This window comes from Enterovibrio norvegicus DSM 15893 (assembly GCF_900115495.1).
Taxonomy (GTDB): domain Bacteria; phylum Pseudomonadota; class Gammaproteobacteria; order Enterobacterales; family Vibrionaceae; genus Enterovibrio; species Enterovibrio norvegicus.
The window spans coordinates 31,157-53,286 of sequence record NZ_FOWR01000034.1; the positions used below are offsets into that span (position 1 = coordinate 31,157).

The 22,130-nt window shown below is 47.8% G+C and carries 21 protein-coding genes and 2 pseudogenes; 5 read left to right on the forward strand and 18 right to left on the reverse strand.

What is annotated here, in order from left to right; translation table 11 throughout:
• Nucleotides 1-19 precede the first annotated feature (19 nt).
• The 8 genes and pseudogenes from era to rpoE form a co-directional block, all read right to left on the reverse strand.
• A pseudogene (gene era / locus BM082_RS18775) lies at nucleotides 20-919 on the reverse strand (GTPase Era); the annotation flags it as partial.
• An 11-nt stretch (nucleotides 920-930) separates the two neighbouring features.
• On the reverse strand, nucleotides 931-1,605 hold the full coding sequence (gene rnc / locus BM082_RS18780) for a ribonuclease III (RefSeq protein WP_017011803.1): 675 nt from the start codon (nucleotides 1,603-1,605) through the stop codon (nucleotides 931-933).
• 11 nt (nucleotides 1,606-1,616) lie between these two features.
• Nucleotides 1,617-2,516: a signal peptidase I gene (lepB, locus tag BM082_RS18785; RefSeq protein ID WP_017011802.1), complete on the reverse strand. Its 900-nt coding sequence runs from the start codon at nucleotides 2,514-2,516 to the stop codon at nucleotides 1,617-1,619.
• A 30-nt stretch (nucleotides 2,517-2,546) separates the two neighbouring features.
• Entirely contained in the window at nucleotides 2,547-4,343 is a 1,797-nt protein-coding gene (gene lepA, locus BM082_RS18790) for a translation elongation factor 4 (RefSeq protein ID WP_017014402.1), read from the reverse strand.
• A gap of 76 nt (nucleotides 4,344-4,419) precedes the next feature.
• The gene (locus BM082_RS18795; protein WP_017011800.1) at nucleotides 4,420-4,914 is read right to left on the reverse strand and encodes a SoxR reducing system RseC family protein; all 495 of its coding nucleotides are present in this window, start codon (nucleotides 4,912-4,914) and stop codon (nucleotides 4,420-4,422) included.
• Complete coding sequence (rseB, locus tag BM082_RS18800) at nucleotides 4,911-5,906, reverse strand: sigma-E factor regulatory protein RseB (RefSeq protein WP_074928149.1); 996 nt, start codon at nucleotides 5,904-5,906, stop codon at nucleotides 4,911-4,913. The genes BM082_RS18795 and rseB overlap by 4 nt, the downstream gene beginning before the upstream one ends.
• Nucleotides 5,906-6,532, reverse strand: coding sequence for an RseA family anti-sigma factor (locus tag BM082_RS18805; RefSeq protein ID WP_074928151.1), 627 nt, complete (start codon nucleotides 6,530-6,532; stop codon nucleotides 5,906-5,908). The genes rseB and BM082_RS18805 overlap by 1 nt, the downstream gene beginning before the upstream one ends.
• Before the next feature lie 30 nt (nucleotides 6,533-6,562).
• The gene (rpoE, locus tag BM082_RS18810) at nucleotides 6,563-7,141 is read right to left on the reverse strand and encodes an RNA polymerase sigma factor RpoE (RefSeq protein ID WP_017011797.1); all 579 of its coding nucleotides are present in this window, start codon (nucleotides 7,139-7,141) and stop codon (nucleotides 6,563-6,565) included.
• A gap of 532 nt (nucleotides 7,142-7,673) precedes the next feature.
• Between rpoE and nadB the strand changes: the two genes are divergently transcribed.
• Complete coding sequence (nadB, locus tag BM082_RS18815; protein WP_017011796.1) at nucleotides 7,674-9,290, forward strand: L-aspartate oxidase; 1,617 nt, start codon at nucleotides 7,674-7,676, stop codon at nucleotides 9,288-9,290.
• Nucleotides 9,291-9,403: 113 nt separating this feature from the next.
• Here nadB and BM082_RS18820 read toward each other — a convergent pair whose 3' ends face one another.
• From BM082_RS18820 to BM082_RS18830, 3 genes are all read right to left on the reverse strand, one after another.
• Nucleotides 9,404-11,212, reverse strand: a complete 1,809-nt coding sequence (locus BM082_RS18820) for a methyl-accepting chemotaxis protein (protein WP_017011795.1) — start codon at nucleotides 11,210-11,212, stop codon at nucleotides 9,404-9,406.
• Nucleotides 11,213-11,337: 125 nt separating this feature from the next.
• Entirely contained in the window at nucleotides 11,338-11,748 is a 411-nt protein-coding gene (locus tag BM082_RS25200; RefSeq protein WP_208862539.1) for a protein YgfX, read from the reverse strand.
• Complete coding sequence (locus BM082_RS18830) at nucleotides 11,720-11,980, reverse strand: FAD assembly factor SdhE (RefSeq protein ID WP_017011793.1); 261 nt, start codon at nucleotides 11,978-11,980, stop codon at nucleotides 11,720-11,722. Before BM082_RS18830 ends, BM082_RS25200 begins: the two co-directional genes overlap by 29 nt.
• 203 nt (nucleotides 11,981-12,183) lie before the next feature.
• On the opposite strand from BM082_RS18830, the gene ygfZ reads away from it, so the two are divergent.
• From ygfZ to BM082_RS18850, 4 genes are all read left to right on the forward strand, one after another.
• Nucleotides 12,184-13,161 (forward strand): tRNA-modifying protein YgfZ, encoded by a 978-nt coding sequence (ygfZ, locus tag BM082_RS18835; protein ID WP_074928155.1) that lies wholly within the window; start codon nucleotides 12,184-12,186, stop codon nucleotides 13,159-13,161.
• Between the two features lie 35 nt (nucleotides 13,162-13,196).
• A complete protein-coding gene (locus tag BM082_RS18840) occupies nucleotides 13,197-13,679 on the forward strand; it encodes an aminoacyl-tRNA deacylase (RefSeq protein ID WP_017011791.1) in 483 nt (160 codons plus the stop codon).
• Nucleotides 13,680-13,685: 6 nt separating this feature from the next.
• The gene (locus BM082_RS18845; RefSeq protein WP_074928157.1) at nucleotides 13,686-14,621 is read left to right on the forward strand and encodes a LysR family transcriptional regulator; all 936 of its coding nucleotides are present in this window, start codon (nucleotides 13,686-13,688) and stop codon (nucleotides 14,619-14,621) included.
• A gap of 216 nt (nucleotides 14,622-14,837) precedes the next feature.
• Complete coding sequence (locus BM082_RS18850; RefSeq protein WP_017011789.1) at nucleotides 14,838-15,041, forward strand: DUF1107 family protein; 204 nt, start codon at nucleotides 14,838-14,840, stop codon at nucleotides 15,039-15,041.
• A gap of 98 nt (nucleotides 15,042-15,139) precedes the next feature.
• Here the strand turns inward: BM082_RS18850 and gcvH are convergent, their stop codons facing one another.
• The 7 genes and pseudogenes from gcvH to BM082_RS18885 form a co-directional block, all read right to left on the reverse strand.
• Nucleotides 15,140-15,535: a glycine cleavage system protein GcvH gene (gene gcvH, locus BM082_RS18855; protein WP_017011788.1), complete on the reverse strand. Its 396-nt coding sequence runs from the start codon at nucleotides 15,533-15,535 to the stop codon at nucleotides 15,140-15,142.
• 360 nt (nucleotides 15,536-15,895) lie between these two features.
• A complete protein-coding gene (gene mscS, locus BM082_RS18860) occupies nucleotides 15,896-16,729 on the reverse strand; it encodes a small-conductance mechanosensitive channel MscS (RefSeq protein ID WP_017011787.1) in 834 nt (277 codons plus the stop codon).
• Nucleotides 16,730-16,969: 240 nt separating this feature from the next.
• On the reverse strand, nucleotides 16,970-17,881 hold the full coding sequence (gene mscS, locus BM082_RS18865) for a small-conductance mechanosensitive channel MscS (RefSeq protein WP_074928159.1): 912 nt from the start codon (nucleotides 17,879-17,881) through the stop codon (nucleotides 16,970-16,972).
• A gap of 157 nt (nucleotides 17,882-18,038) precedes the next feature.
• Entirely contained in the window at nucleotides 18,039-19,115 is a 1,077-nt protein-coding gene (gene fbaA / locus BM082_RS18870) for a class II fructose-bisphosphate aldolase (RefSeq protein WP_016960320.1), read from the reverse strand.
• Nucleotides 19,116-19,341: 226 nt separating this feature from the next.
• Entirely contained in the window at nucleotides 19,342-20,505 is a 1,164-nt protein-coding gene (locus BM082_RS18875) for a phosphoglycerate kinase (protein WP_017011785.1), read from the reverse strand.
• Between the two features lie 69 nt (nucleotides 20,506-20,574).
• Nucleotides 20,575-21,615 (reverse strand): erythrose-4-phosphate dehydrogenase, encoded by a 1,041-nt coding sequence (gene epd / locus BM082_RS18880; RefSeq protein ID WP_017011784.1) that lies wholly within the window; start codon nucleotides 21,613-21,615, stop codon nucleotides 20,575-20,577.
• Between the two features lie 217 nt (nucleotides 21,616-21,832).
• Nucleotides 21,833-22,130, reverse strand: a pseudogene (locus tag BM082_RS18885) (IS4 family transposase); the annotation flags it as partial.

A 22,130-nucleotide genomic window follows, 5' to 3' on the forward strand; every position in this document is an offset into this window, starting at 1 on the left:
TATTCTGAATATTCGGCGATCAAAGATCGTCGATGTAGCCAAGGCTGCGCAGTGCACGTTCGTCGTCTGCCCAACCTGATTTCACTTTCACCCATAGCTCTAAGTAGACTTTGCGTTCAAACAAATCTTCCATGTCTAGGCGGGCTTCGCGACCGATGGTTTTGATTTTGTCGCCACCTTTGCCGATCACCATGCGTTTTTGACCGTTACGCTCAACCAAGATCAGGCCATTGATTTCAAAGCCATCAGTGTCTGGGTTGTAGTCAAAACGCTCAATTTCAACGGTGACGGCATACGGTAGTTCATCGCCCGTAAAACGCATCAGCTTTTCACGGATGATTTCAGACGCCATAAAGCGCTGTGAACGGTCTGTCACGTAATCTTCTGGGAAGTACCAATCGCCTTCAGGCAAATGCGCACGCACCAGTTTCTCAACCACATCGATGTTTTTACCGCTCTTCGCAGAAACAGGCACAACATCAACGAAGTCCATCTTCTCGCTTAATGCTTGAAGATGTGGGAACAAGTCCGCTTTTTCTTTTACGTTGTCGACTTTGTTGATCAGCAAAACAACGGGTAATTCAGACTTCTTGAGCTTGTTCAGCACCATTTCGTCATCTTCGGTCCAGTGTGTACCGTCAACGAGGAAGAGTACCAATTCAACATCGGTCAATGAGCTTGATGCCGCGCGGTTCATCAATCGGTTGATGGTGCGCTTTTCTTCAATGTGAAGCCCAGGTGTATCCACGTATACCGCTTGGAAACCGTCGCGCGTATCGACACCCATGATGCGGTGACGCGTGGTTTGCGGTTTACGAGAAGTAATAGACAGTTTCTGGCCCACTAAACGGTTCAGAAGTGTCGATTTACCCACGTTAGGGCGACCAACGATGGCGATAAAGCCACAGTGGTGAATTTCGTGCGTGTCTGTCATGAGTCCAGCTTTTCTAATGCCAGTTCTGCAGCCGCTTGCTCTGCCTTGCGACGACTACTGCCTTTACCTACTGCAGGTCGTTCCAGACCTGCCACTTCACATTCAACCGTAAATTGCTGGTTGTGCGCCTCGCCTTGTACCTTCGTTACATTATAGGCAGGCAATGGCTTACGACGTCCTTGCAAGAATTCTTGCAACCGTGTTTTCGGGTCTTTTTGGTTCGCGCCGGGCATGATGGTGTCCAAACGTTCTTTATACCAACCCAAAACAATCCCACGGACCGTTTCCAAATCGCTGTCGAGGTAGATTGCGCCGATAATTGCTTCTACAGCATCAGCAAGGATAGAGTCGCGACGGAAACCGCCACTTTTCAACTCACCCGGCCCCAGTTGCAATACATCACCCAGTTCGAACTCACGGCCTAGCTCAGCCAGAGTATTACCACGAACCAAGGTCGCACGCATGCGGCTCATGTCACCTTCATCAACGTTCGGGAAACGATGGTAGAGATCGTCAGCAACAACGAAACTCAAAATAGAATCACCCAGAAACTCTAAACGCTCGTTGTGTTGACCACTAGCACTGCGGTGAGTAAGGGCGAGACTAAGAAGCGCCATATCGCGAAATTCATACGCAATACGACGCTGTAATTTATTTGTTGGTGTTGTCATGTTGTTCCAAGTTAATCAATGCCGCCGATACGCTCGAAGCGCACGCCGACAGGTACCCATGATGGCAAGAAGCTATCGCCTTGCTCATCAAATTCAAAACTGGTCCAGATACCTACTGCTTTACCCACCAAATTGGCTTCTGGGACAAAGCCCCAGAATCGGCTGTCTTTACTGTTGTCACGGTTATCACCCATCACAAAGTATTGCCCTTCAGGTACAACCCACTCACCCAGTCCAGGGGTTGGGTAGTACTGACCTGCCTGATTCGGCATGTAAGGGTTAACCAAAATCTGGTGGGGTTCTTGGCCAAGCTGTTCTTGCGCTTGAATAAGCGACACACCGCGCTGCGTAAACGGGCTTTCGTGGACATCGTCCACAGCGACCAATTCACACGTAGACTCGCCTTTTTGTTGAACACAAAGGCGTTTGTCTTCGCTGTAACGCACGATGTCGCCCGGCATACCGACTACACGTTTAATGAAATCAATGCTCGGTTGCGGTGGGTATTTAAATACCACAACATCACCACGTTCTGGTTGTCCCGTCTCAACAAGCTGATGACGGAACACCGGATCTTTCAAGCCGTAAGCAAACTTCTCAACCAAGATGAAGTCACCCACCAGCAAAGTAGGCATCATAGAGCCTGAAGGAATTTGGAAAGGCTCGTAAATAAACGAGCGCAATACCAATACAAGGCCGATAACAGGGAACACAGAAGCGGCGGTTTCCACCCAGCTAGGCTGAGGGGCAACTTGTGCGATCTGTTCTTCACTTATCTCACCACTTGCCAGATTGAGCGTTTCTGCCGCTTGTTCGGCGCGACGTGGTGCCCATCTGAATTTATCCAGTGCCCAGATAATCCCAGTCAATAGGGTGACCAGCACCAGAATCAGTGAGAAAGTATTTGCCATAGTGTTCCCTTAACCCTTAATCCTTTTTTATTATTTGTCTTTGCCTACATGCAGAATTGCGAGGAACGCTTCTTGTGGCAGTTCGACGTTACCGATCTGCTTCATGCGTTTCTTACCGTCTTTCTGTTTCTGCAGTAGTTTTTTCTTACGGCTAATATCACCACCGTAACATTTTGCAATCACGTTCTTACGCAATTGTTTCACGGTTGAACGTGCAATGATGTGTGTGCCGATCGCCGCTTGGATCGCGATATCAAATTGCTGACGAGGGATGAATTCTTTCATCTTCTCAACCAGATCACGACCACGATTCTGAGCGTGATCTTTGTGCGTAATGATCGCCAACGCATCCACGTTATCGCCGTTCAATAGCACGTCAACACGCACCATGTTTGATGCTTCATAGCGTTGGAAGTTGTAATCCAGTGACGCGTAGCCACGTGACGTTGATTTCAGACGGTCAAAGAAGTCCAAAACCACTTCAGCCATCGGAATGTCGTACGTCAAGGCAACTTGTTTACCGTGGTAAACCATGTCCACTTGCATGCCGCGTTTTTCGACACACAATGTGATCACATTACCAAGGTATTCAGAAGGCACTAAAATATGGCAGCGAGCAATCGGCTCACCCATGATCTCAATGTCGTTTACCGCAGGCAATTTAGCTGGGCTATCGACATACAAGATATCGCCATTTGTTTTCTTCACTTCGTACACTACGGTTGGTGCTGTTGTAATCAGCTCCAAATTGTATTCACGCTCAAGACGCTCCTGAATGATCTCCATGTGCAACATGCCAAGGAAACCACAACGGAAGCCGAAACCTAGAGCAGCAGAGCTTTCTGGTTCGTAGAATAGCGACGCATCATTCAGGCTAAGCTTACCTAGCGCATCACGGAAGTTCTCGTAATCATCCGAAGAGATAGGGAACAAACCCGCATACACCTGTGGCTTCACTTTTTTAAAGCCAGGAAGCGCAGCTTCTGCACCGTTTTTCGCGTGAGTCAGCGTATCACCAACCGGTGCGCCAAGAATGTCTTTGATACCACATACAACCCAGCCCACTTCACCAGTGCGCAGTCCTTGCGTATCTTTTTGTTTTGGTGTGAAGATACCAATGCGATCAACGCCCCAGACTTGACCCGTCGTCATCACCTTGATCTTGTCACCTTTCTTCAGTTCGCCATGTTTAATACGAACGAGGGAAACAACACCTAAGTAGTTATCGAACCATGAGTCAATGATCAATGCTTGCAAAGGTGCCTTTGGGTCACCTTCTGGCGCAGGGATATTTTTCACGATATCTTCAAGGACAAGATCAACACCCAAACCTGTTTTCGCAGAACAGCGAACAGCTTCAGTGGCATCAATACCGACAATGTCTTCAATTTCTTCAGCAACACGATCAGGATCGGCAGCTGGCAAATCAATTTTGTTGAGAACTGGAACCACTTCAAGGTCCATCTCAATGGCTGTGTAGCAGTTAGCTAGTGTCTGAGCTTCTACGCCCTGACCCGCGTCAACCACCAGCAAAGCACCTTCACAGGCCGCCAGAGAACGTGATACTTCGTAAGAGAAGTCAACGTGTCCTGGGGTGTCGATGAAGTTCAGCTGATAGGTTTCCCCATCATTGGCTGTGTAATTCAGCGTCACACTCTGTGCTTTGATGGTGATACCACGTTCGCGTTCTAGATCCATAGAATCCAGAACCTGTGCGGCCATTTCACGGTCTGATAGACCACCGCAAACCTGGATAAGACGGTCTGACAGCGTCGACTTACCGTGGTCAATGTGGGCAATAATCGAAAAGTTACGAATGTGCTTCATAGATGGTGTGACTAACTCGTTAGTGAAAATTTGACGATCAATAGATCAAGTGGCGGGATTCTACCGAAATTAATGGCTAGTCGCTATCCTCAGTTGCGGCATTTATCACCGCAGCCCCTGCAACGGAAGCCCCAATAACCCGAATCAGTGACGGTGTTGACCCGGTATCTTGTTCCAATTTACGGGAAAAACGGCGCGCTAGGCCCATACCTAGGCCACCAGCAAGCAAGGAAGATAAAATGATTATCCCTTCGCCACTTTCCAATAAGTCTGATAAAAATTGCCCGATGAACGCCCCGCCAATGGCAAACATCAGCGGCAAGACATACACCAGCATGGCAGATTTCAGCACGGTTTGTTCTTCCAAGCCAATTTCGACCAAGGTGCCAGCGGGCACGGGCTCAGATGACGGCACGCGAATATCAAGCACTTTACCTGGTAACGCGTTGCTCACCACCCCCGTGCCGCAGCTGCTTTTTGACGCGCAACTGCCACAGCTGGTTTTCTGCTGGCAACGAACAGTGAGATAACCGTCTCCACTGCCCGTCACTTCAGCCAATGCTGTCATCATGGGCTTTTCGCCTCGGTTGCGATCGCATCCGTTGCGGTTTCATCTGATGGTGGATTGAATCGCACGGATTCAGCCACTTTCTTTGCCGTTGCAGGTGGAATATCACCTACCACAGTAATTTCAGCGTTACCTGACACATGGCTGTGCAGTGTACGCCCGCCTTTACGAACAAGTTGTTCGCGTACCGACATGTTGTCAGCTTCTGCTAAATACACAGAAAAGCTAAACAACCCATCGCTGAACATCTGACTTTCAACAGGTCGCTCCGTCATTAGTAAACGATGACGATTGCTGTAGATCGGTTTAAAACCATTAGGAAGTGCGGTGACCTGCCAACGTAATTCCGATTTTTCTTGCTTAGGGACTTGCACCACTGGCGGCAATTCCAATGCAGCAAGTTTGCTCATGGCATCGCTCAATTTCGGTGAAACCACCAATGACAATGCGCGATATTGCTCGATAGGATCACCATCGCGGTCGAGCAAATCAGCGCGAACCAGCAAGCGAGAACCTTGATCTATCCAAAGTACATAAGAATAGCGCGCACCGTCTTTTGGTGACACACGCACAACATCACACGCAAGACCCGCTTCACGGGCACGCCCTAGCGGGACAAAGTCATACATGCTGGCAAGGTGGTTCACGTCGGTTTGCAAAATAGAAGGCAAAGGCGCAACCATCTGTGCGCTTTTAATCGTAAACGGATCAACGCCTGGCTCGAAGTAACTGACTTCGTCGCCCCGACGGATCACTTCTCGAGGGGGACCGCTTAGGTAGGCAATATGCCCAAAGGATTCGCCTTCCACCAATGCATGGCGGTAACGCAACGGTTCGATACTGTTCTTTCGAACCAAGATGTACGAGAGTTCGTAGTTTAGTTGCTCGGTAGCCTGGCCCATTTGATGCAACAATGCCTCGGCCGGACTTTCATCCGTCGAGGCATTCGCAACCAGACTGACCAGTGCAACAACACCGATCAGGAGGGGTTTCATCAATCTTGTATGCTCACTTCCGGGGTTAGCAGATCGTTTTTGTCAGCAATATCATCAGCATTTAAGCGCAACTGCAGTTCGTAGTCTTGGAACATCGCGTTTACACGGCGGCGTTGTTCCATCAGTTGAGCTTCGTCAGACGTGGATTGCAAAGGTTCACGACTCAAGCTGACAGGTTCTGCAGAACCAGACAATGGAATAGTTTGCAGTACTGGAGGCTGTGCACCGGCTAATACAGGATCTGTTACCGAACCGCCATTGTATTGCTGCACACCAACAATCACAGCCAACGAAACCGCAGCGGCCATACCCACTTGGGTCATTTGCTGAAGCCAAGATGGCATACCGCTACGTGCAACCTCTGGGGTTGGTTGAGAGACATGCATAGGTACAACGTTTTCTGCTGTTTCACCTGAGTATGTCGGCTCATTTTCCAACGCAGCGGCAACACTGCCGGCGATATCCCAATTCAGATGTTGAGGGACATCGCCACGCATCACATCGCGGGTGACGCTGAAGCTCTTCCATGCTTCTTGCGCCGACACATCGTTTTCGAGGGCATCAATCAGCCGACGATCTGTCGTATCACCATCAAACAATGCAGATAGGTTTTCTTTTTCAGCCATTTATTTCACCGTTATTAAACAGGTCATTCGCTAGTGGTTCATCAACGGACGAACACGTTTATCCACTGCTTCCCTGGCGCGAAAAATACGCGAACGTACTGTTCCTACCGGGCAGTCCATTACTTCTGCGATCTCTTCATAGCTTAGGCCATCGATTTCACGCAATGTAATTGCTGTTTTCAGGTCGTCAGGCAAAGCCTCGATTGTACTAAAAACGACCTGTTTCAATTGTTCTGACAACATAAGGTTCTCAGGGTTCGATATTTCTTTTAGCGCCCCACCACTTTCGTAATTTGCTGCATCTTCTGCATCAATATCACTGGCTGGCGGACGTCTCCCCTGAGCGACTAAATAATTCTTCGCTGTATTGACGGCAATGCGATACAACCACGTATAAAAGGCACTTTCTCCGCGAAAACCCGGCAAGGCACGATACGCTTTAATAAAGGCTTCTTGAGCCACATCTGGCACATCACCGCTATTGTTTACATAGCGAGAGATAAGGTTGCACACCTTATTCTGATATTTGATGACCAAAAGATTAAACGCTTGTTTATCACCGTTTTGTACGCGTTCGATTAGCGCTTGATCAGTAAACTGCTCGCTCATTCGAGCGCCTTCTCCTTATTATTGATACCAATACACTAGAGGTACTGCGTAATGCATAACCTACAATTCTTCATCGACATCATGTCTGTGTTTGGTATTTCTTTATGCTCTTATGCCACTGCGCTCTGCTGCATAATATTTACAGCGAGTCATTTATGAATGAGCACATTGTCAGAGTTTGCAGAAAATGAAAAGTTCCCACTAGACGCTGAAATCATCTCGTGATCTGATCCAGCTCGCAAAGTCTACCAGATCGAACGGCTACTCTGTAACCGTCAAACCATGACATGCGATATACCCAATAACCTCAAGATGAAGGGTTCAGTGCCTATCATTCGCTTCAATGTTGCGTGGTCTAGGTATATACCCACAGTAAAGCATTGTGCCATGCGAATGTCTCTAGCATGTGAACATTCTCCGTTTACACGGTTTCGTGTAAACTGGCTTGATATCTCAGAATAAATCACGCTGTCTCGGACGGACACAGGAAATGCGGGTGCCAATTCGTTCGAGTGAAAGGAATACATAATCGATGGGCAATCACCAAGAACATATTTGTGACGTGCTGGTTATAGGCAGCGGCGCAGCAGGACTTTCTTTGGCGCTTCACCTCGCGCCAACGCAAAAAGTCATGGTGTTAAGTAAAGGACCTCGAAACGAAGGCGCGACCTACTACGCGCAAGGCGGCATTGCTGCCGTTTTCGATGAAAGCGATTCCGTGGAATCACACGTTGAAGACACTCAAATTGCTGGCGACGGCATTTGTGACGAAGACGTGGTGACATTCATTGCTGAGAACGCAAAAGATTGTGTGCAGTGGCTCATTGATGGTGGCGTACCCTTCGACCGCGAAGAGAACGACAACGATGATTCGCCAAAGTACCACTTAACGCGAGAAGGTGGACACAGTCACCGCCGTATTCTGCATGCTGCCGATGCCACAGGCATGGCGGTGCAAACATCACTTCAAGAAAACGTTCACCAACACCCAAACATTACCGTGCTTGAGCGCCACAACGCCCTTGACCTGATCACGCGTAAAAAAATTGGCATTTCTGGTGCGAACCGTGTGTTAGGTGCATATGTTTGGAACCGAGACCGAGAAGCGGTAGAAACAGTACGAGCGAAATTCGTGGTATTAGCCTCTGGCGGCGCATCCAAAGTTTACCAATACACCTCTAACCCTGACGTGTCTTCCGGCGATGGTATTGCCATGGCATGGCGTTCAGGGTGCCGTGTCGCCAATCTAGAATTCAACCAATTCCACCCAACGTGCTTGTTTCACCCAGACGCACGTAACTTCTTGCTGACAGAAGCCCTGCGCGGCGAAGGCGCCTATTTGCGCCGGCCAGACGGTTCCCGTTTCATGCTTGATTTTGACGAGCGCGCGGAACTTGCCCCTCGTGATGTAGTGGCACGTGCTATCGACTACGAGATGAAGCGTTTGGGTGCAGATTGCATGTACATCGACATCAGCCATAAAGATCCTGAGTTTGTGTCCAAGCACTTCCCGACCATCCATGAAAAACTGCTGACTTTCGGGTTTGATTTAACCAAAGATGCCATTCCTATTGTGCCAGCCGCGCACTATACCTGTGGTGGCGTGATGGTAGACAGGAATGGTCAAACAGATCTAAGTGGTTTATATGCCATCGGTGAAGTCAGCTACACTGGCTTACACGGCTCAAACCGCATGGCGTCTAATTCACTGCTCGAATGCGTGGTTTACGCGTGGGCAGCGGCGATGCACATTGGCGAACATGCGTCAGAAGCAGAAGTGCCACCTTCCCTCCCCCATTGGGATGACAGCCTTGTTTGTTGCTCCGATGAAGAGGTGGTGATCCAGCACAACTGGCATGAATTACGCCTGTTTATGTGGGATTACGTGGGCATCGTGCGTTCGACCAAGCGTCTTGAACGCGCACTTCGACGCATTGAATTGCTCAAGCAAGAAACCAATGAGTACTACAGCAACTTCCGTGTCTCTAACAACTTGTTGGAACTGCGAAACTTGTTGCAAGTGGCTGAACTGATGGTGCGTTGTGCGATGGCGAGAAAAGAAAGCCGAGGACTGCACTACACCATCGATTATCCCGATAAGCTTGAAAACAGTGGTCCAACGATTTTGGTGCCTGACTTTCCTTGTTGAGCTTTTGAGTTGCCATGTTCCTAAAAGGTAAATGGCCAACGCCACGGTAGCAAAAAGCCCTCGAATGAGGGCTTTTTCATGTCTTGCTGACACATGCTAGTAACGGCTATCTCTTAAGATCGGAAGGCGGCAATCGAACGCTCCAGCTCTTCACTTTGCTCCGCCACACGATAAGCAGCACGTGCGTTCTCACCTGTCGTTTCAGTATTTTTAGATGTGATGGTTTGAATAGAGTGCACATTCACGTTCACTTCTCTCGCCACCATGCTTTGCTCTTCAATTGCCGCCGCAATTTGCGTGCTCACATCCATGATCTGCTGCATATCGATGATGATGTTATCAAGTTCAGAAGCCGCATCTTCCACATAGTTGACCGACGTATTACTCTGGTCTTGGCATGTCGCGATACGCGCCACCACTTCATTGGTTTGCTGCTGAAGCGAAGTGATCATATTGCCGATTTCTTCCGTCGATTTATGGGTACGCGTAGCAAGTGAGCGTACTTCATCCGCAACCACTGCAAAACCGCGCCCTTGCTCACCCGCACGTGCCGCTTCAATCGCCGCATTCAGCGCAAGCAAATTGGTTTGCTCTGAGATACCTTGGATAACATCCACCACACTGCCAATCTCTTGGGAAAGTGACACAAGGCTATGAATATCAGTATTCGCCATGCCCAAACCGTCAGAGAGCGATACGATGGCATCACGCGTTGCTTGCACGGTTTTGTGCCCTTTCTGAGCACGGGACAGGCTTTGATCTGCGTTTGCAGCAGCAGATTCTGTGTTCGACGCAATTTCACGAATGGTTGCTTCCATCTCATTCACTGCCGTCGCCGCCATTTCAGCCTCTGATTGCTGCTGATCAAGCGCGCGCTCCGCATCACTGCTTCTTGAACGCACATCTGATGCCGTTGCATTTAACGTGGTGATCGACACTTTCACACCAGCAATGAGCGTCTGACAATGCTGAAGCACGGTATTGAAATCTCTCGCCACCAAACCAATTTCATCATTGCTTGATTCATTGGCGCGAAGGGTGAGGTCTCGTTCTGATGCTACTTTTTCCATGGTGTCTGTCAGCGTTTTCAAACGCTCTTGAATGTCTCGGTTTAACCATATGCAACACGCGATCAACAGAAGTGAAATCACCACCAGCACACTGCCCGATGACACAATCAGACTTTTCTCTGAAGAGGACAATTCTTGGTTCAATTGTGTGCGCATTGAATCAAAGTCAGCTTCAACCTGATGGGTTTGACCACGAATGCTACCAAGTAAACCTGATTTATGGTTTAGCCCGACATCACGCTTTAATTGCATGTAACGCGTGACCAATGCCCGCTGCTCATCCAGCTTAGGCGCATTAGTGCGCGATGCCATTTCGTCCCATGATGAAAGGTACTCGTCAAAACGCGTTTCTGTTGTATCAGCAACCAACAAACGAGCAAGCGTTACCGCGTGCTCGATGTCTGCGTTATTGGGTTGATCTGAAAGCAGTGCGGCATTCACCTTAGTAAGCTCACCCCACGTCCCCGACTCACGACGCAAACCCAGTGTTTTATAACTGCTCGCCAATGTTTTAAAGCCATTGCTGTAGCTTTCCATGGCACGAGAAACAGCGCTCAATTGCGGTAAATCAAGGGATAATTTTTGCGCTTGTTGATTTAGCGTCTCTAGATTTTGATCAAATATCGCCACGTTATTGGCGAACTTATCCACGTACTTTTCATCCAATCGCGCTAAAAAGTCTTTCTCGTTACGCCTTAAATTCAATAAACGCACTTCTAGATCGGAGATGAGTGTTTGTTTGGTTTTGAGTTCAACCAACCTGTCAGAAGCCTGCCACCCTATGGTTGCAAACAGTATCAAGGACACAGCAGAGAATGCAGTAAGTGCGTAGAGCTTGGTTCTTATTTTCATCGTGTGTCTTCCCTATAAACGTCTTTGGGCGCATGAGTGTTCACAAACGCATTCCCATTTATCGACAGAGTGAATGGTTTTTTTAGGGACGTTATACGATAAACGACAAGGTTATGAGATCGAAATCACACCTTTATTGCCAAACATACCCGACTGAGGTGGCGATAGGTGGATTCGGAAAAGGCATCTTTAAAGAAAGGGAGTCGGCGTCGTTGCTGACCATTATGAAGATCAATCACCATCAACCACCCACTAAGGAAGTGAACACGATGGACATGCCACACATGGCTATTCAGCAAACAACGGCCTTGAGTATCAAGTTGAAGCGTAGCGAGTTCTGTCGAAGACAATCGCCAAGAAAGACGGCGATACTCATTAGCAAGGAAGGGAATACAAAGCGCTTTGGCTTCAATAGGTAAGGCGCTGACGGAGAACAGAAGCACTCCCGTCAGCACAAATCCCACCACCACACAGCGTGAAAGCAAGCGGGATTGACCGATAGACGTATTAACGCAACTTGCTTCGGTTATGAGCAATGATCTTGTCCGTCATCGCTGACAACACGGGTGATTCACTGCGTGTGTGTCCCATTAACCATGTAAATAAGTCAGGGTCATCACACTCAAGTAAAGCAACGAAATCTCGTTTTTCGGCTTCAGTCAAATCATCAAAACACTCTTCAAAGAAAGGCATAATGATAACGTCCAATTCCAACATACCGCGACGGCATGCCCATTTGACCCGCGCTTTATCTTCTGCGGTCAGCATGATTACCTCGTTAAACATCAATAAAAATTCTGACACAAATAGTATCAGTGCCTTGCGCGCGGCGCTATTTCCATTATCAGACACCTTTAGACCTTGTGATCTAGTTAACTCACCCTCACTTAAAAAGTTAGAAGATGTAAAGTGCTGACTTTACGCCATGGCAGCATTAACATAACAGCATTGAAAATGAAGCGAGAAATACCATGACAAACTGGTACCAACAGCACGACTTCCCACGCCTGCCACTTTCTCCGGACAGCGAGTTACCAGCACTGTCAGTGATCGCGCTTGATACGCTCACGCTGATCATCGCAAAAGGTGATGACACCATCAGTTACCTTCAAGGTCAGCTAACGTGTGATTTGGTTTCACTCGATAAAACCGCGTCAACCCTTGCAGCACACTGTGATGCAAAAGGTAAGGTGTGGTCTGCACTGCGAATGTTCCACCATCTAGATGGTATTGCTTATACCCAGCCTTCTTCTATCGCAGAAAAGCAGCTTACCGAAATTAAAAAATACGGCATTTTTTCTAAGGTGACGTTTGAAACAAGCGAACTGGTATTGCTCGGCATAGCCGGTGAGAAAGCCGATAACGCCATGCTCTCTCGTTACATTGGTGACGGTGATGTGCGCGCAACGCAAACCGGCACCGCCGTTCGCCTTGCGCCAAACCGTTGGATGTTGGCCATTGAGGCATCTGAAGCGGACCAATTGTTGTCAGAGCTTGGCGATCGCGCAACGTTAAGCGATGCAGCCCTGTGGGATCTGCTAGAGCTTCGTGCTGCAATCCCTGCCCTTTCAGCGTCAACCTCCAGCGAGTTCATTCCTCAGTCATTGAACCTACAAGCGTTGGATGCCATCAGCTTTAAGAAAGGGTGTTACACCGGCCAAGAAACCGTGGCGCGCGCTAAATACCGTGGCATCAACAAACGCGCGACCTACTTACTGCAAGGTGAAGCAAGCACTGCACCGAAAGCAGGTGATGCAATGGAGCGAAGCGTGGGGGAAAACTGGCGTTCAGGCGGCACGATTTTGTCTGGCTATCAGTTCGACAATGGTCAAGCATTGGCTCTGGTTGTTATGCCAAACAACCTCGACGATGACACCCAATTCCGCCTTGCTGATGCATCGGAGATTTGGCAGAAATTGCCGCTGCCGTACAGTCTAGAAGACGCGTAATCGACAGACCAACCTAGAGAGTTCACGGTTTTAGAATGACAGATTTTGATACACCGATTTTATCTGTGCTTCGCTATCACGAGATTGCACACCGCATTTTGCCTCATGAAACAGAAGCAACCACCATTGCCGATGCCGCGCAACAGCGCGGTGTTGACCCTCGCCAAATGGTGAAGTCCATGTTGATGAAAGACATGGGTGGCAACATCGTGTTGGCGTGTGTTCCGGGAACATCATCGGTTGATCCAAACAAAGTCCGCGACGTCATGGGGCTTAGACGCATGACCTGTGTTGAGAGCAAACACGTTATTTCCATGACAGGCTATGCGCCAGGCATGGTCACGCCCGTAGCAGTCAATCAGATGTACCCCATCATCTTTGATGCGGCACTAAGCGAGTGTGAGCTGATCAACATCAGCAGCGGTTCGCCCATGGCGGGCGTGGAAATGGCTTATCAAGATCTTGTCGAGTTGTGCACCCCAATCGTTGCAGACATTCGCCGAGAAGACGCGAGCTAACCCTGTATGAAACAGGTAAATTGGCGCAGTGTTGACCTTAACTTGTTGGTCGCATTCTCTGCGTTGATGGAATCACGCAGCGTGACTCGCGCGGCTGAAAAGTTATCTATCGGCCAATCGGCAATGAGCCACAACCTGTCTCGCTTACGCACCTTGCTTGATGACCCTTTGTTTCATCGGCAAGGAAATGAAATGCTCCCGACGACCCGAGCGTTAGAACTCGTACCTGTTGTCGAACAGCTTCTTGAAACCATCGCCAGCGACATATTGACGCCAGTACGTTTTGAACCCGAGCACTATGATGGGCCAGTTCGCATCGGGCTGACCGATTACGCCGAACTGGTTTTTGCACCAGTGCTTTTTGATGAATTTCGCCGCCAAGCGCCACATTGCCAGTTAAGTTGTCGCCCTATTGATCGCGTGAATTATCGCGAAGCGCTTAAATCGGATCATGTTGACGTGGTGTTAGGGGCAGTAGAGCCGCAGGATACGGCGCTTATCATGGAAGATTTATACACAGAGCGACATGTCTGCCTGTTTGATCCGCACTCTACCGGCCTCTCTAGCCCTCTAAGCTTAGAGAGCTACACATCAACACCTCATGCCCTTGTGACCGTTGATGGTCAACTCAGCAGCCCTGTGGATGACACATTGCGTGCCTTAGGGTGTGACCGACAGGTTGTCATGGGTTCACAACGCTTCCTCACGGTGAGGCATTTGCTCTCCGGCCGCAACCTACTCTGCACCGTTGCCGAATTGATGGCAAAACTCGAAATGTTCAACGACACTTTGGCAATCAGCCCAGCCCCCGTCAACGTCAGCGATTTCGTTATCCGTCAGATTTGGCACAAGAAACACGACAATAACGCGAAGAATACGTGGATCCGCCAAACCATTCAGCGCACTGTCATCCAGCAAGTGGCAGATTTACGTGCTAGATAATACAACGCCTGTCTAACTTTCTGGAATGTGACCAATCGCTTATTCGTACAAGTCTTTCTATTTTTCTTGGGCTAAGTGCCTTGTATGTCACATTGTAGTCATCACTGCATCGTTATAATGCCGCCCGCCAAAAATGCAGAATCTTACTCTGCACTTTAAGCGGTTGGCTAGCAGTGCCGTGAGGCACGGACATAAAAACGAAAAAGGAATTACGTAATGCGGATGTTTAATCGTTATGTCCCTACCATGATAGCTAAACACGTCTACCGTTTGTTTCAAGGACGCATTTATATCGACGGTCGAGGAGATTTCGAATTTCATCAGGGAATGGTGCAAGCACAGTCTAATGCAGACATTGAGCACTACCGCACGGTCAGTGAAATCAATGCTGAAATTAAACGTCTGAAACAGCAGCACTAGGGGCGCGGAGCGCCAAACTTTGAGTGTCCATTTGGACACATCGCTTGATCAAAAACACCGCGGAGCCCGCGGTGTTTTTTTATTCCAAGAAAACAAACTTATTCGTCGTCTTCTTCAATCGCATCAGTGTACGCTTCAGCATCCATCAACTCATCAAGTTCTGAACTATCAGAGATGCGGATCTGGAACAGCCAACCATCGCCGTATGGGTCAGAGTTAACCAATTCAGGCGAACCGTCCAAATCTTCGTTCACTGCAACGATTTCGCCCGTCAGTGGTGTGTATATATCCGATGCTGCTTTAACTGACTCTGCAACGGCACAATCATCGCCCGCATCAACCGTGTCACCAACGTCGGGCAAATCAACGAACACCATATCGCCAAGTAGGGCCTGTGCATGGTCTGAAATTCCCACAGAATATACGCCGTCACCTTCTGGTCGTACCCACTCGTGAGAGGCCGTAAATTTCAGCTCAGATGGGATATTGCTCATAAATCAAATTCCTTCTATGTAAACGCGCTGCTATCTCTTAACTGTGTGCCGTCGACGATCCCACCACATCAAAGTCATGCTTGATGATCAAGCTCAACACTTCAAACGGAAGCCTATACCTCAAAGAAGCTAGGGACATCACCTCAGATACGCAAATTAGGAAAGCCTTCGCGTCTACGCAAGAAAATTCCTCAGCGCGCCCTCAATTGTTTTAACTCGATCAAGGGTTAATCCCTCAAAGCACCACTGGAGCAACAAACCCATAATGTTTACACACACCACCTCTACGTAAAGACCAGACAAAAAAACGCCAGCCTCCCAAAGAGGAAGCTGGCGTTTTCCTAGGAAAAACAGACTACATTATGCGTCGTTTTTCTGAACGTGAACGTCCATTTGCGGGAACGGAATTTCGATACCTTCATTATCAAGCTCTTCTTTAATGGCTTGAAGAAGGTCAAAGTAAACGCCCCAGTAATCTGCTGTTTTCACCCACGGGCGAACAACAAGGTTTACAGAAGAATCCGCAAGCTCAACCACACCAATGGTCGGCTCTGGCGTTGGAAGAATACGAGATTCTGCTGCAATAACACGCGCCAACACTTCTTTGGTTTTCTTCAAATCAGCACTGTAAGACACGCCAATCACGTAGTCGATACGACGTGTGTTGTGGCGTGAGTAGTTAGTGATTGGGCTTGAGATAACGCCACCGTTAGGCACAACAATCATTTTGTTGTCTGGCGTGGTCAGCACGGTTGAAAAGATCTGAATAGATTCAACAGAACCCGCAACACCAGCCACTTCAACGTAGTCACCGGACTTGAATGGACGGAATGCAACAATCAACACACCCGCTGCGAAGTTAGAAAGAGAACCTTGCAGTGCTAGACCAACCGCCAAACCTGCCGCACCGATAACAGCAACCACTGACGCTGTTTGAACGCCTAGTTTGCCAAGTGCCGCAATGATAACGATAACGAAAAGTAGGTAACGAACAAAAGAGTGAACGAACTCGATAACACTTTCATCAAGTTGCTTCTTACGTAAAACCTTCGCCACAGTGTTCGCGATTTTTTTAACGACCCAGTTACCGACGATGAGAATAACGAGTGCAGACAATGTGTTCACTGCATATTGCAGTAGGATATCTTGGTTTTCTGTAAACCAGTTAACCGCTCCTTGAGTTGCATCTTCCATTGCTATGTCCTTGATAATTTTAATTAACTAAACCTTCCTGAAATACATCAGAGAGCCGATGCACCTCAATTACCTGACTCAGTTACGCAGGTAAAAATCAGGAGAGAGTGTACAGTTTAAGCAGCATTGAAAACTGTCTCAAATTTAAAACGATTGAGCTGATCTTTTTGTGACTTATCTGTGTCATAGATATAAAAAAGCCCCGCATATTTGCAGGGCTTTTTCTCAGGATGCGAGGGATTAAACCGCTTCAGCAACCGGTTGTTTCTCCGCGTTGGCTTTCGCCTTCACTTCTGCAGCCGCAGCATGGTAATGAACATCCATTTGTGGGAATGGAATTTCGATACCCGCTTCGTCCAGGCCTTCTTTAATGGCTTGCATCAAGTCGAAGTACGTTGCCCAGTAATCAGAGGTGTTTACCCAAGGGCGAACAACGAAGTTCACTGAAGAGTCCATCAATGCATGCACACCAATGGTTGGCTCAGGATCTTGCAGAACACGGGGGTCAGCTTTAATAACGCGTGTTAACACTTCTTTGGTCTTCTTAAGATCAGCCTTGTAAGACACGCCGATAACGAAATCAATACGGCGAGTATCATGGCGTGAGTAGTTCGTGATCGGGCTAGAAATCACGGTGCCATTCGGTACAACGACCATTTTGTTGTCTGGTGTGGTCAAGATGGTTGAGAAGATTTGAATCGACGCAACCGAACCTGATACACCGCCCACTTCTACATGGTCGCCAGACTTGAATGGACGGAACGTCACAATCAATACGCCTGCAGCAAAGTTCGACAGTGAACCTTGAAGTGCTAGACCAATGGCTAAACCTGCCGCACCAATCACCGCAACGATAGACGCAGTTTCAACGCCAACGCGGCCTAGAGCTGCAATCAGTACGATGGTAAACATCACGTAGCGAACCAAGTTTTCGATAAAATCGACAACCGATTGGTCCAATTCACGCTTTTTAAGAACAACGGCTACAGAGCCAGCGACTTTCTTAACAACCCAATTACCCACAAGCATGATCATGATTGCGGTAATAATATTCACGCCATACTGAATCATCAGTTCATGGTTTGACGCCAACCAACTCATTGCTTCATTTGCTGTTTCTTCAACAGCTAGCATCGCATTTTGCTCAGTCATCTCTTTCTCTCATCTTAAGATCACACAAGCCAACCCCTCCTGTCGTTTCCAACAATTAGAATTGGCTTGGTTACATGACTAAATTTCAGCCACAAAAAAACCCGCTAAATTTAGCGGGTTTTGAGAGATTTGTAATCCGTTTTTTTAAAAAACGAACTTACAGAACGTCGATTGCGTTTAGGTCAGCAAATGCTTTCTCTAGACGGGTAACCATTGACGCTTGACCTGCACGTAGCCATACGCGTGGATCGTAGTATTTTTTGTTTGGAGCAGCTTCGCCAGTTGGGTTACCGATTTGACCTTGCAGGTAATCAAAGTTGTCTGCAGAGTAAGTACGGATACCGTCCCACGTTGCCCACTGAGTATCAGTATCGATGTTCATTTTGATAACACCGTAACCGATAGACTCTTGGATTTCTGCTTCAGAAGAACCAGAACCGCCGTGGAATACGAAGTTCAATGCGTTTGGTGCGATACCAAATTTCTCAGCACAGTAAGCTTGAGAATCACGCAGAATAGTAGGAGTCAGTACAACGTTACCTGCTTGGTAAACACCGTGTACGTTACCGAAAGATGCTGCGATAGTGAAACGTGGGCTGATAGCGCTCAGTTTCTCGTATGCGTATGCAACGTCTTCTGGAGAAGTGTATAGCTCAGACGCGTCCATATCAGAGTTGTCTACGCCGTCTTCTTCACCACCAGTACAACCCAATTCGATTTCTAGGGTCATGCCCATCTTTTCCATGCGCGCTAGGTAAGCTGCACAGATTTCGATGTTTTCTTCTAGAGACTCTTCAGACAGGTCAATCATGTGTGAAGAGAACAGTGGCTTGCCAGTTTCAGCGAAGTGCGCTTCACCAGCGTCTAGAAGGCCGTCGATCCAAGGAAGAAGTTTCTTCGCAGCGTGGTCAGTGTGCAGAATAACTGGAACACCGTAAGAAGCAGCTACTGCGTGAACGTATTTCGCGCCAGCAACAGCACCAAGGATTTGTGCACCTTGACCTTCTAGCTTAACGCCTTTACCAGCGAAGAAGCCTGCGCCACCGTTAGAGAACTGAACGACAACAGGTGCTTTCACTTTAGAAGCAGCTTCTAGAACACCGTTGATTGAATCTGTGTTTACTACGTTTACCGCTGGAAGAGCGAACTTGTTCTCTTTAGCAATTTCAAACACTTTCTGTACGTCGTCACCAGAGATAACGCCAGGTTTTACAAAATCAAAAATCTTAGACATGACAATAGTCCTATTTACTCTGTAGTCTTTGAATGAATCAGTACCAAGCTGGCTATATCCCAACCAACTCGGCTAAATCGGCAAACGTTTGCGATCAGCGCTGCGCATTGTACCCAAACGTCTCACCAAACACATTAGTTTTTGTCTTTGGTGTATGCATCTTCGCGCGTAATTCTCGGCGAAAGACACATAAAAAAACGGAGGCTATTAACCTCCGCTTCATGAATTACGCTTTAGCGCGCGCTTCTAGCATTTCTACTGCTGGAAGAACTTTACCTTCAACGAATTCAAGGAAAGCACCACCGCCAGTTGAGATGTAAGAAACATCAGCTTTAATACCGAACTTGTCGATAGCTGCCAATGTATCACCACCACCCGCTACAGAGAAACCTGCAGATTCAGCGATTGCTTTAGAAATGCCTGCAGTACCGGCTTCAAAGTTCTTGAATTCGAATACGCCAACTGGACCATTCCAAAGGATAGTTTTCGCTGCACCGATGATTTCAGCAAGTGCTGCAGTTGATTGAGGACCTAGGTCGAAAATCATGTCGTCATCTTGAACGTCAGCAACGTTTTTGATTTCAGCTTCTGCGTTTTCATCGAATGCTTTTGCACATGCAACGTCAGTCGCGACTGGAATCGCACAGTCTTTCATTAGCTTCTTAGCAGTGTCTACTAGATCAGCTTCGTACAGTGATTTGCCCACATTGTGGCCTTCCGCTGCGATGAAGGTGTTCGCGATACCACCGCCAACAACCAATTGGTCAGCAATTTTAGACAGAGACTCAAGAACAGTCAGCTTAGTAGACACTTTAGAACCACCAACGATAGCAACCAATGGACGCTCTGGGTTGTCCATTGCTTTGCCTAGTGCTTCAAGTTCAGCAGCAAGAAGAGGACCCGCACACGCGATAGGTGCGAATACACCTACACCGTAGGTAGACGCTTGAGCACGGTGAGCAGTACCGAATGCATCCATCACGAATACGTCACACAGTGCAGCGTATTGCTTAGACAGCTCGTCTTCGTTCTTCTTCTCGCCTTTGTTAAAGCGAACGTTTTCTAGAACCACTAGCTCACCCGCGTTCAGCTCTAGGCCGTTCAAGTAGTCTTTTGCTAGTTTAACGTCACAATCAAGCGCGTCGTTCAAGTAGTTAACAACAGGTTGTAGAGAGAACTCTTCCGCGTACTCACCTTCAGTTGGACGACCTAGGTGAGAAGTTACCATCACTTTCGCGCCAGCATCTAGGCAGGCTTGGATGGTTGGGATTGACGCTAGAATACGTGCGTCAGAAGTTACTTTTCCGTCTTTTACTGGTACGTTCAGATCAGCACGGATAAATACGCGTTTGCCAGCCAGATCCAGATCAGTCATCTTGATTACAGACATTTTGTCCTCTCTCTAAAGTTGCAAAAATTAATAAATTTGCTTTAGCTCTTACTGAGTAAAAGCCGTGACTCAAGCCTTCGAGCCACTGGAAACTGCATCCATGGCTAACGCGGTGTCTAACATCCGGTTAGCAAATCCCCACTCGTTATCGCACCACACCAGCATTTTCACCAAGTTGTGGTTACTCACCCGTGTTTGCGAGCCATCGACAATGGCACTGTGGGGGTCATGGTTAAAGTCAATCGAGACTAACGGTGCCTCGGTATAATCGACGATGCCGTTCAATGTACACCGAGCAGCCTCTTCGAGTGATTGATTTACGTCATTAACTTTCACTTTTGTGTTAACTGTGACGCTCAAATCCATCGCTGTGACATTTATGGTAGGAACTCTAACTGAAATTGCTTCAAATTTGTCAGAAAATTTCGGAAATATTCTTCCAATTCCTAAATGTAATTTTGTGTCGACAGGAATAATAGACTGACTTGCAGCACGTGTGCGTCGCAAATCTGGGTGATATGCATCAATCACCTGCTGATCATTCATTGAAGAGTGAATTGTTGTGATTGTTCCCGACTCAATGCCGAACTGCTCATCCAGTACTTTTATCACGGGAACAATACAATTTGTGGTGCAAGAACCGTTTGAAACGATCACGTCAGATGAGGTCAATGAATCTTCGTTAACACCAAAGATGATGGTGTTATCGAGATCATTACTACCTGGGTGGGAGAACAGCACTTTCTTTGCGCCTGCATCAATGTGTGCCTGACCATGCTCTCGGTTACCATATACACCAGTACAATCGAGCACGATATCAATGTCTAGATCTCGCCAAGGAAGCAATTCAATATCAGGTAAATGAAGAAGGCGAATGGTGTCGTAATCACCATCTTGGTGATGGACATAGAGGTGTTCCTGATTATTGGTGATTTTTTTCTGGAATCGCCCATGACTGGTGTCATATTGCAGAAGATGAGCCATCGCATCAGGCTGGGCAAGTTCATTCACCGCCACCACTTTAATTTGCTGACTTTTTCCGCTTTCGTATACGGCGCGTAAAACATTGCGGCCGATACGCCCAAATCCATTGATCGCTACCTTAAGCATTGCACCCTGTGTCCTAACACGAATTTATTGTCTTAGATATTACATGATACGGATCACAATCGCATCCGTAGAATCGTATCTGTTAGAAGCAAGCGCTTTCATTCAAATGGCTAGGCCTTAGCGCGCTGTTTCTCTTTAAATTACATACGTAATGCAATTGCACTCTGCTCTTTTTCCAACGAAAAAAAACCGAGCCCATTGGCTTAATGCCACTCGCTTAAGAGCGAGTGGCTTTTTTCTCTCTGGTTCTGGTTGGATATTTTGCGGGTCTTTTCAACACTGCCCGAGGGTACGCTTTCCTCTTTCTCTTGTTAGGTAATATCAGCCGTTTGCCATTTTCTCTAAGCATTTTTAGTGCATTTGGGACTGCACCAGGACTTCTGCCACTCGCCCAGATAAACTCATCTTGGATGAGATATAGCGCATTGAGGAAGCTTATCCTAAGCGGCTCAACTTTGTGCTCTTTCGCCATCGCTGCCATTTCTAAACGGACGATATTGTAAGACGTCAGGATC

Bases quoted from the DNA above. Each gene is read 5' to 3' on its own strand.
- rnc (WP_017011803.1), bottom strand. From the start codon at position 1,605: ATGACAACACCAACAAATAAATTACAGCGTCGTATTGCGTATGAATTT.
- lepB (WP_017011802.1), bottom strand. From the start codon at position 2,516: ATGGCAAATACTTTCTCACTGATTCTGGTGCTGGTCACCCTATTGACT.
- lepA (WP_017014402.1), bottom strand. From the start codon at position 4,343: ATGAAGCACATTCGTAACTTTTCGATTATTGCCCACATTGACCACGGT.
- BM082_RS18795 (WP_017011800.1), bottom strand. From the start codon at position 4,914: ATGATGACAGCATTGGCTGAAGTGACGGGCAGTGGAGACGGTTATCTC.
- rseB (WP_074928149.1), bottom strand. From the start codon at position 5,906: ATGAAACCCCTCCTGATCGGTGTTGTTGCACTGGTCAGTCTGGTTGCG.
- BM082_RS18805 (WP_074928151.1), bottom strand. From the start codon at position 6,532: ATGGCTGAAAAAGAAAACCTATCTGCATTGTTTGATGGTGATACGACA.
- rpoE (WP_017011797.1), bottom strand. From the start codon at position 7,141: ATGAGCGAGCAGTTTACTGATCAAGCGCTAATCGAACGCGTACAAAAC.
- nadB (WP_017011796.1), top strand. From the start codon at position 7,674: ATGGGCAATCACCAAGAACATATTTGTGACGTGCTGGTTATAGGCAGC.
- BM082_RS18820 (WP_017011795.1), bottom strand. From the start codon at position 11,212: ATGAAAATAAGAACCAAGCTCTACGCACTTACTGCATTCTCTGCTGTG.
- BM082_RS18830 (WP_017011793.1), bottom strand. From the start codon at position 11,980: ATGCTGACCGCAGAAGATAAAGCGCGGGTCAAATGGGCATGCCGTCGC.
- ygfZ (WP_074928155.1), top strand. From the start codon at position 12,184: ATGACAAACTGGTACCAACAGCACGACTTCCCACGCCTGCCACTTTCT.
- BM082_RS18840 (WP_017011791.1), top strand. From the start codon at position 13,197: ATGACAGATTTTGATACACCGATTTTATCTGTGCTTCGCTATCACGAG.
- BM082_RS18845 (WP_074928157.1), top strand. From the start codon at position 13,686: ATGAAACAGGTAAATTGGCGCAGTGTTGACCTTAACTTGTTGGTCGCA.
- BM082_RS18850 (WP_017011789.1), top strand. From the start codon at position 14,838: ATGCGGATGTTTAATCGTTATGTCCCTACCATGATAGCTAAACACGTC.
- gcvH (WP_017011788.1), bottom strand. From the start codon at position 15,535: ATGAGCAATATCCCATCTGAGCTGAAATTTACGGCCTCTCACGAGTGG.
- mscS (WP_017011787.1), bottom strand. From the start codon at position 16,729: ATGGAAGATGCAACTCAAGGAGCGGTTAACTGGTTTACAGAAAACCAA.
- mscS (WP_074928159.1), bottom strand. From the start codon at position 17,881: ATGACTGAGCAAAATGCGATGCTAGCTGTTGAAGAAACAGCAAATGAA.
- fbaA (WP_016960320.1), bottom strand. From the start codon at position 19,115: ATGTCTAAGATTTTTGATTTTGTAAAACCTGGCGTTATCTCTGGTGAC.
- BM082_RS18875 (WP_017011785.1), bottom strand. From the start codon at position 20,505: ATGTCTGTAATCAAGATGACTGATCTGGATCTGGCTGGCAAACGCGTA.
- epd (WP_017011784.1), bottom strand. From the start codon at position 21,615: ATGCTTAAGGTAGCGATCAATGGATTTGGGCGTATCGGCCGCAATGTT.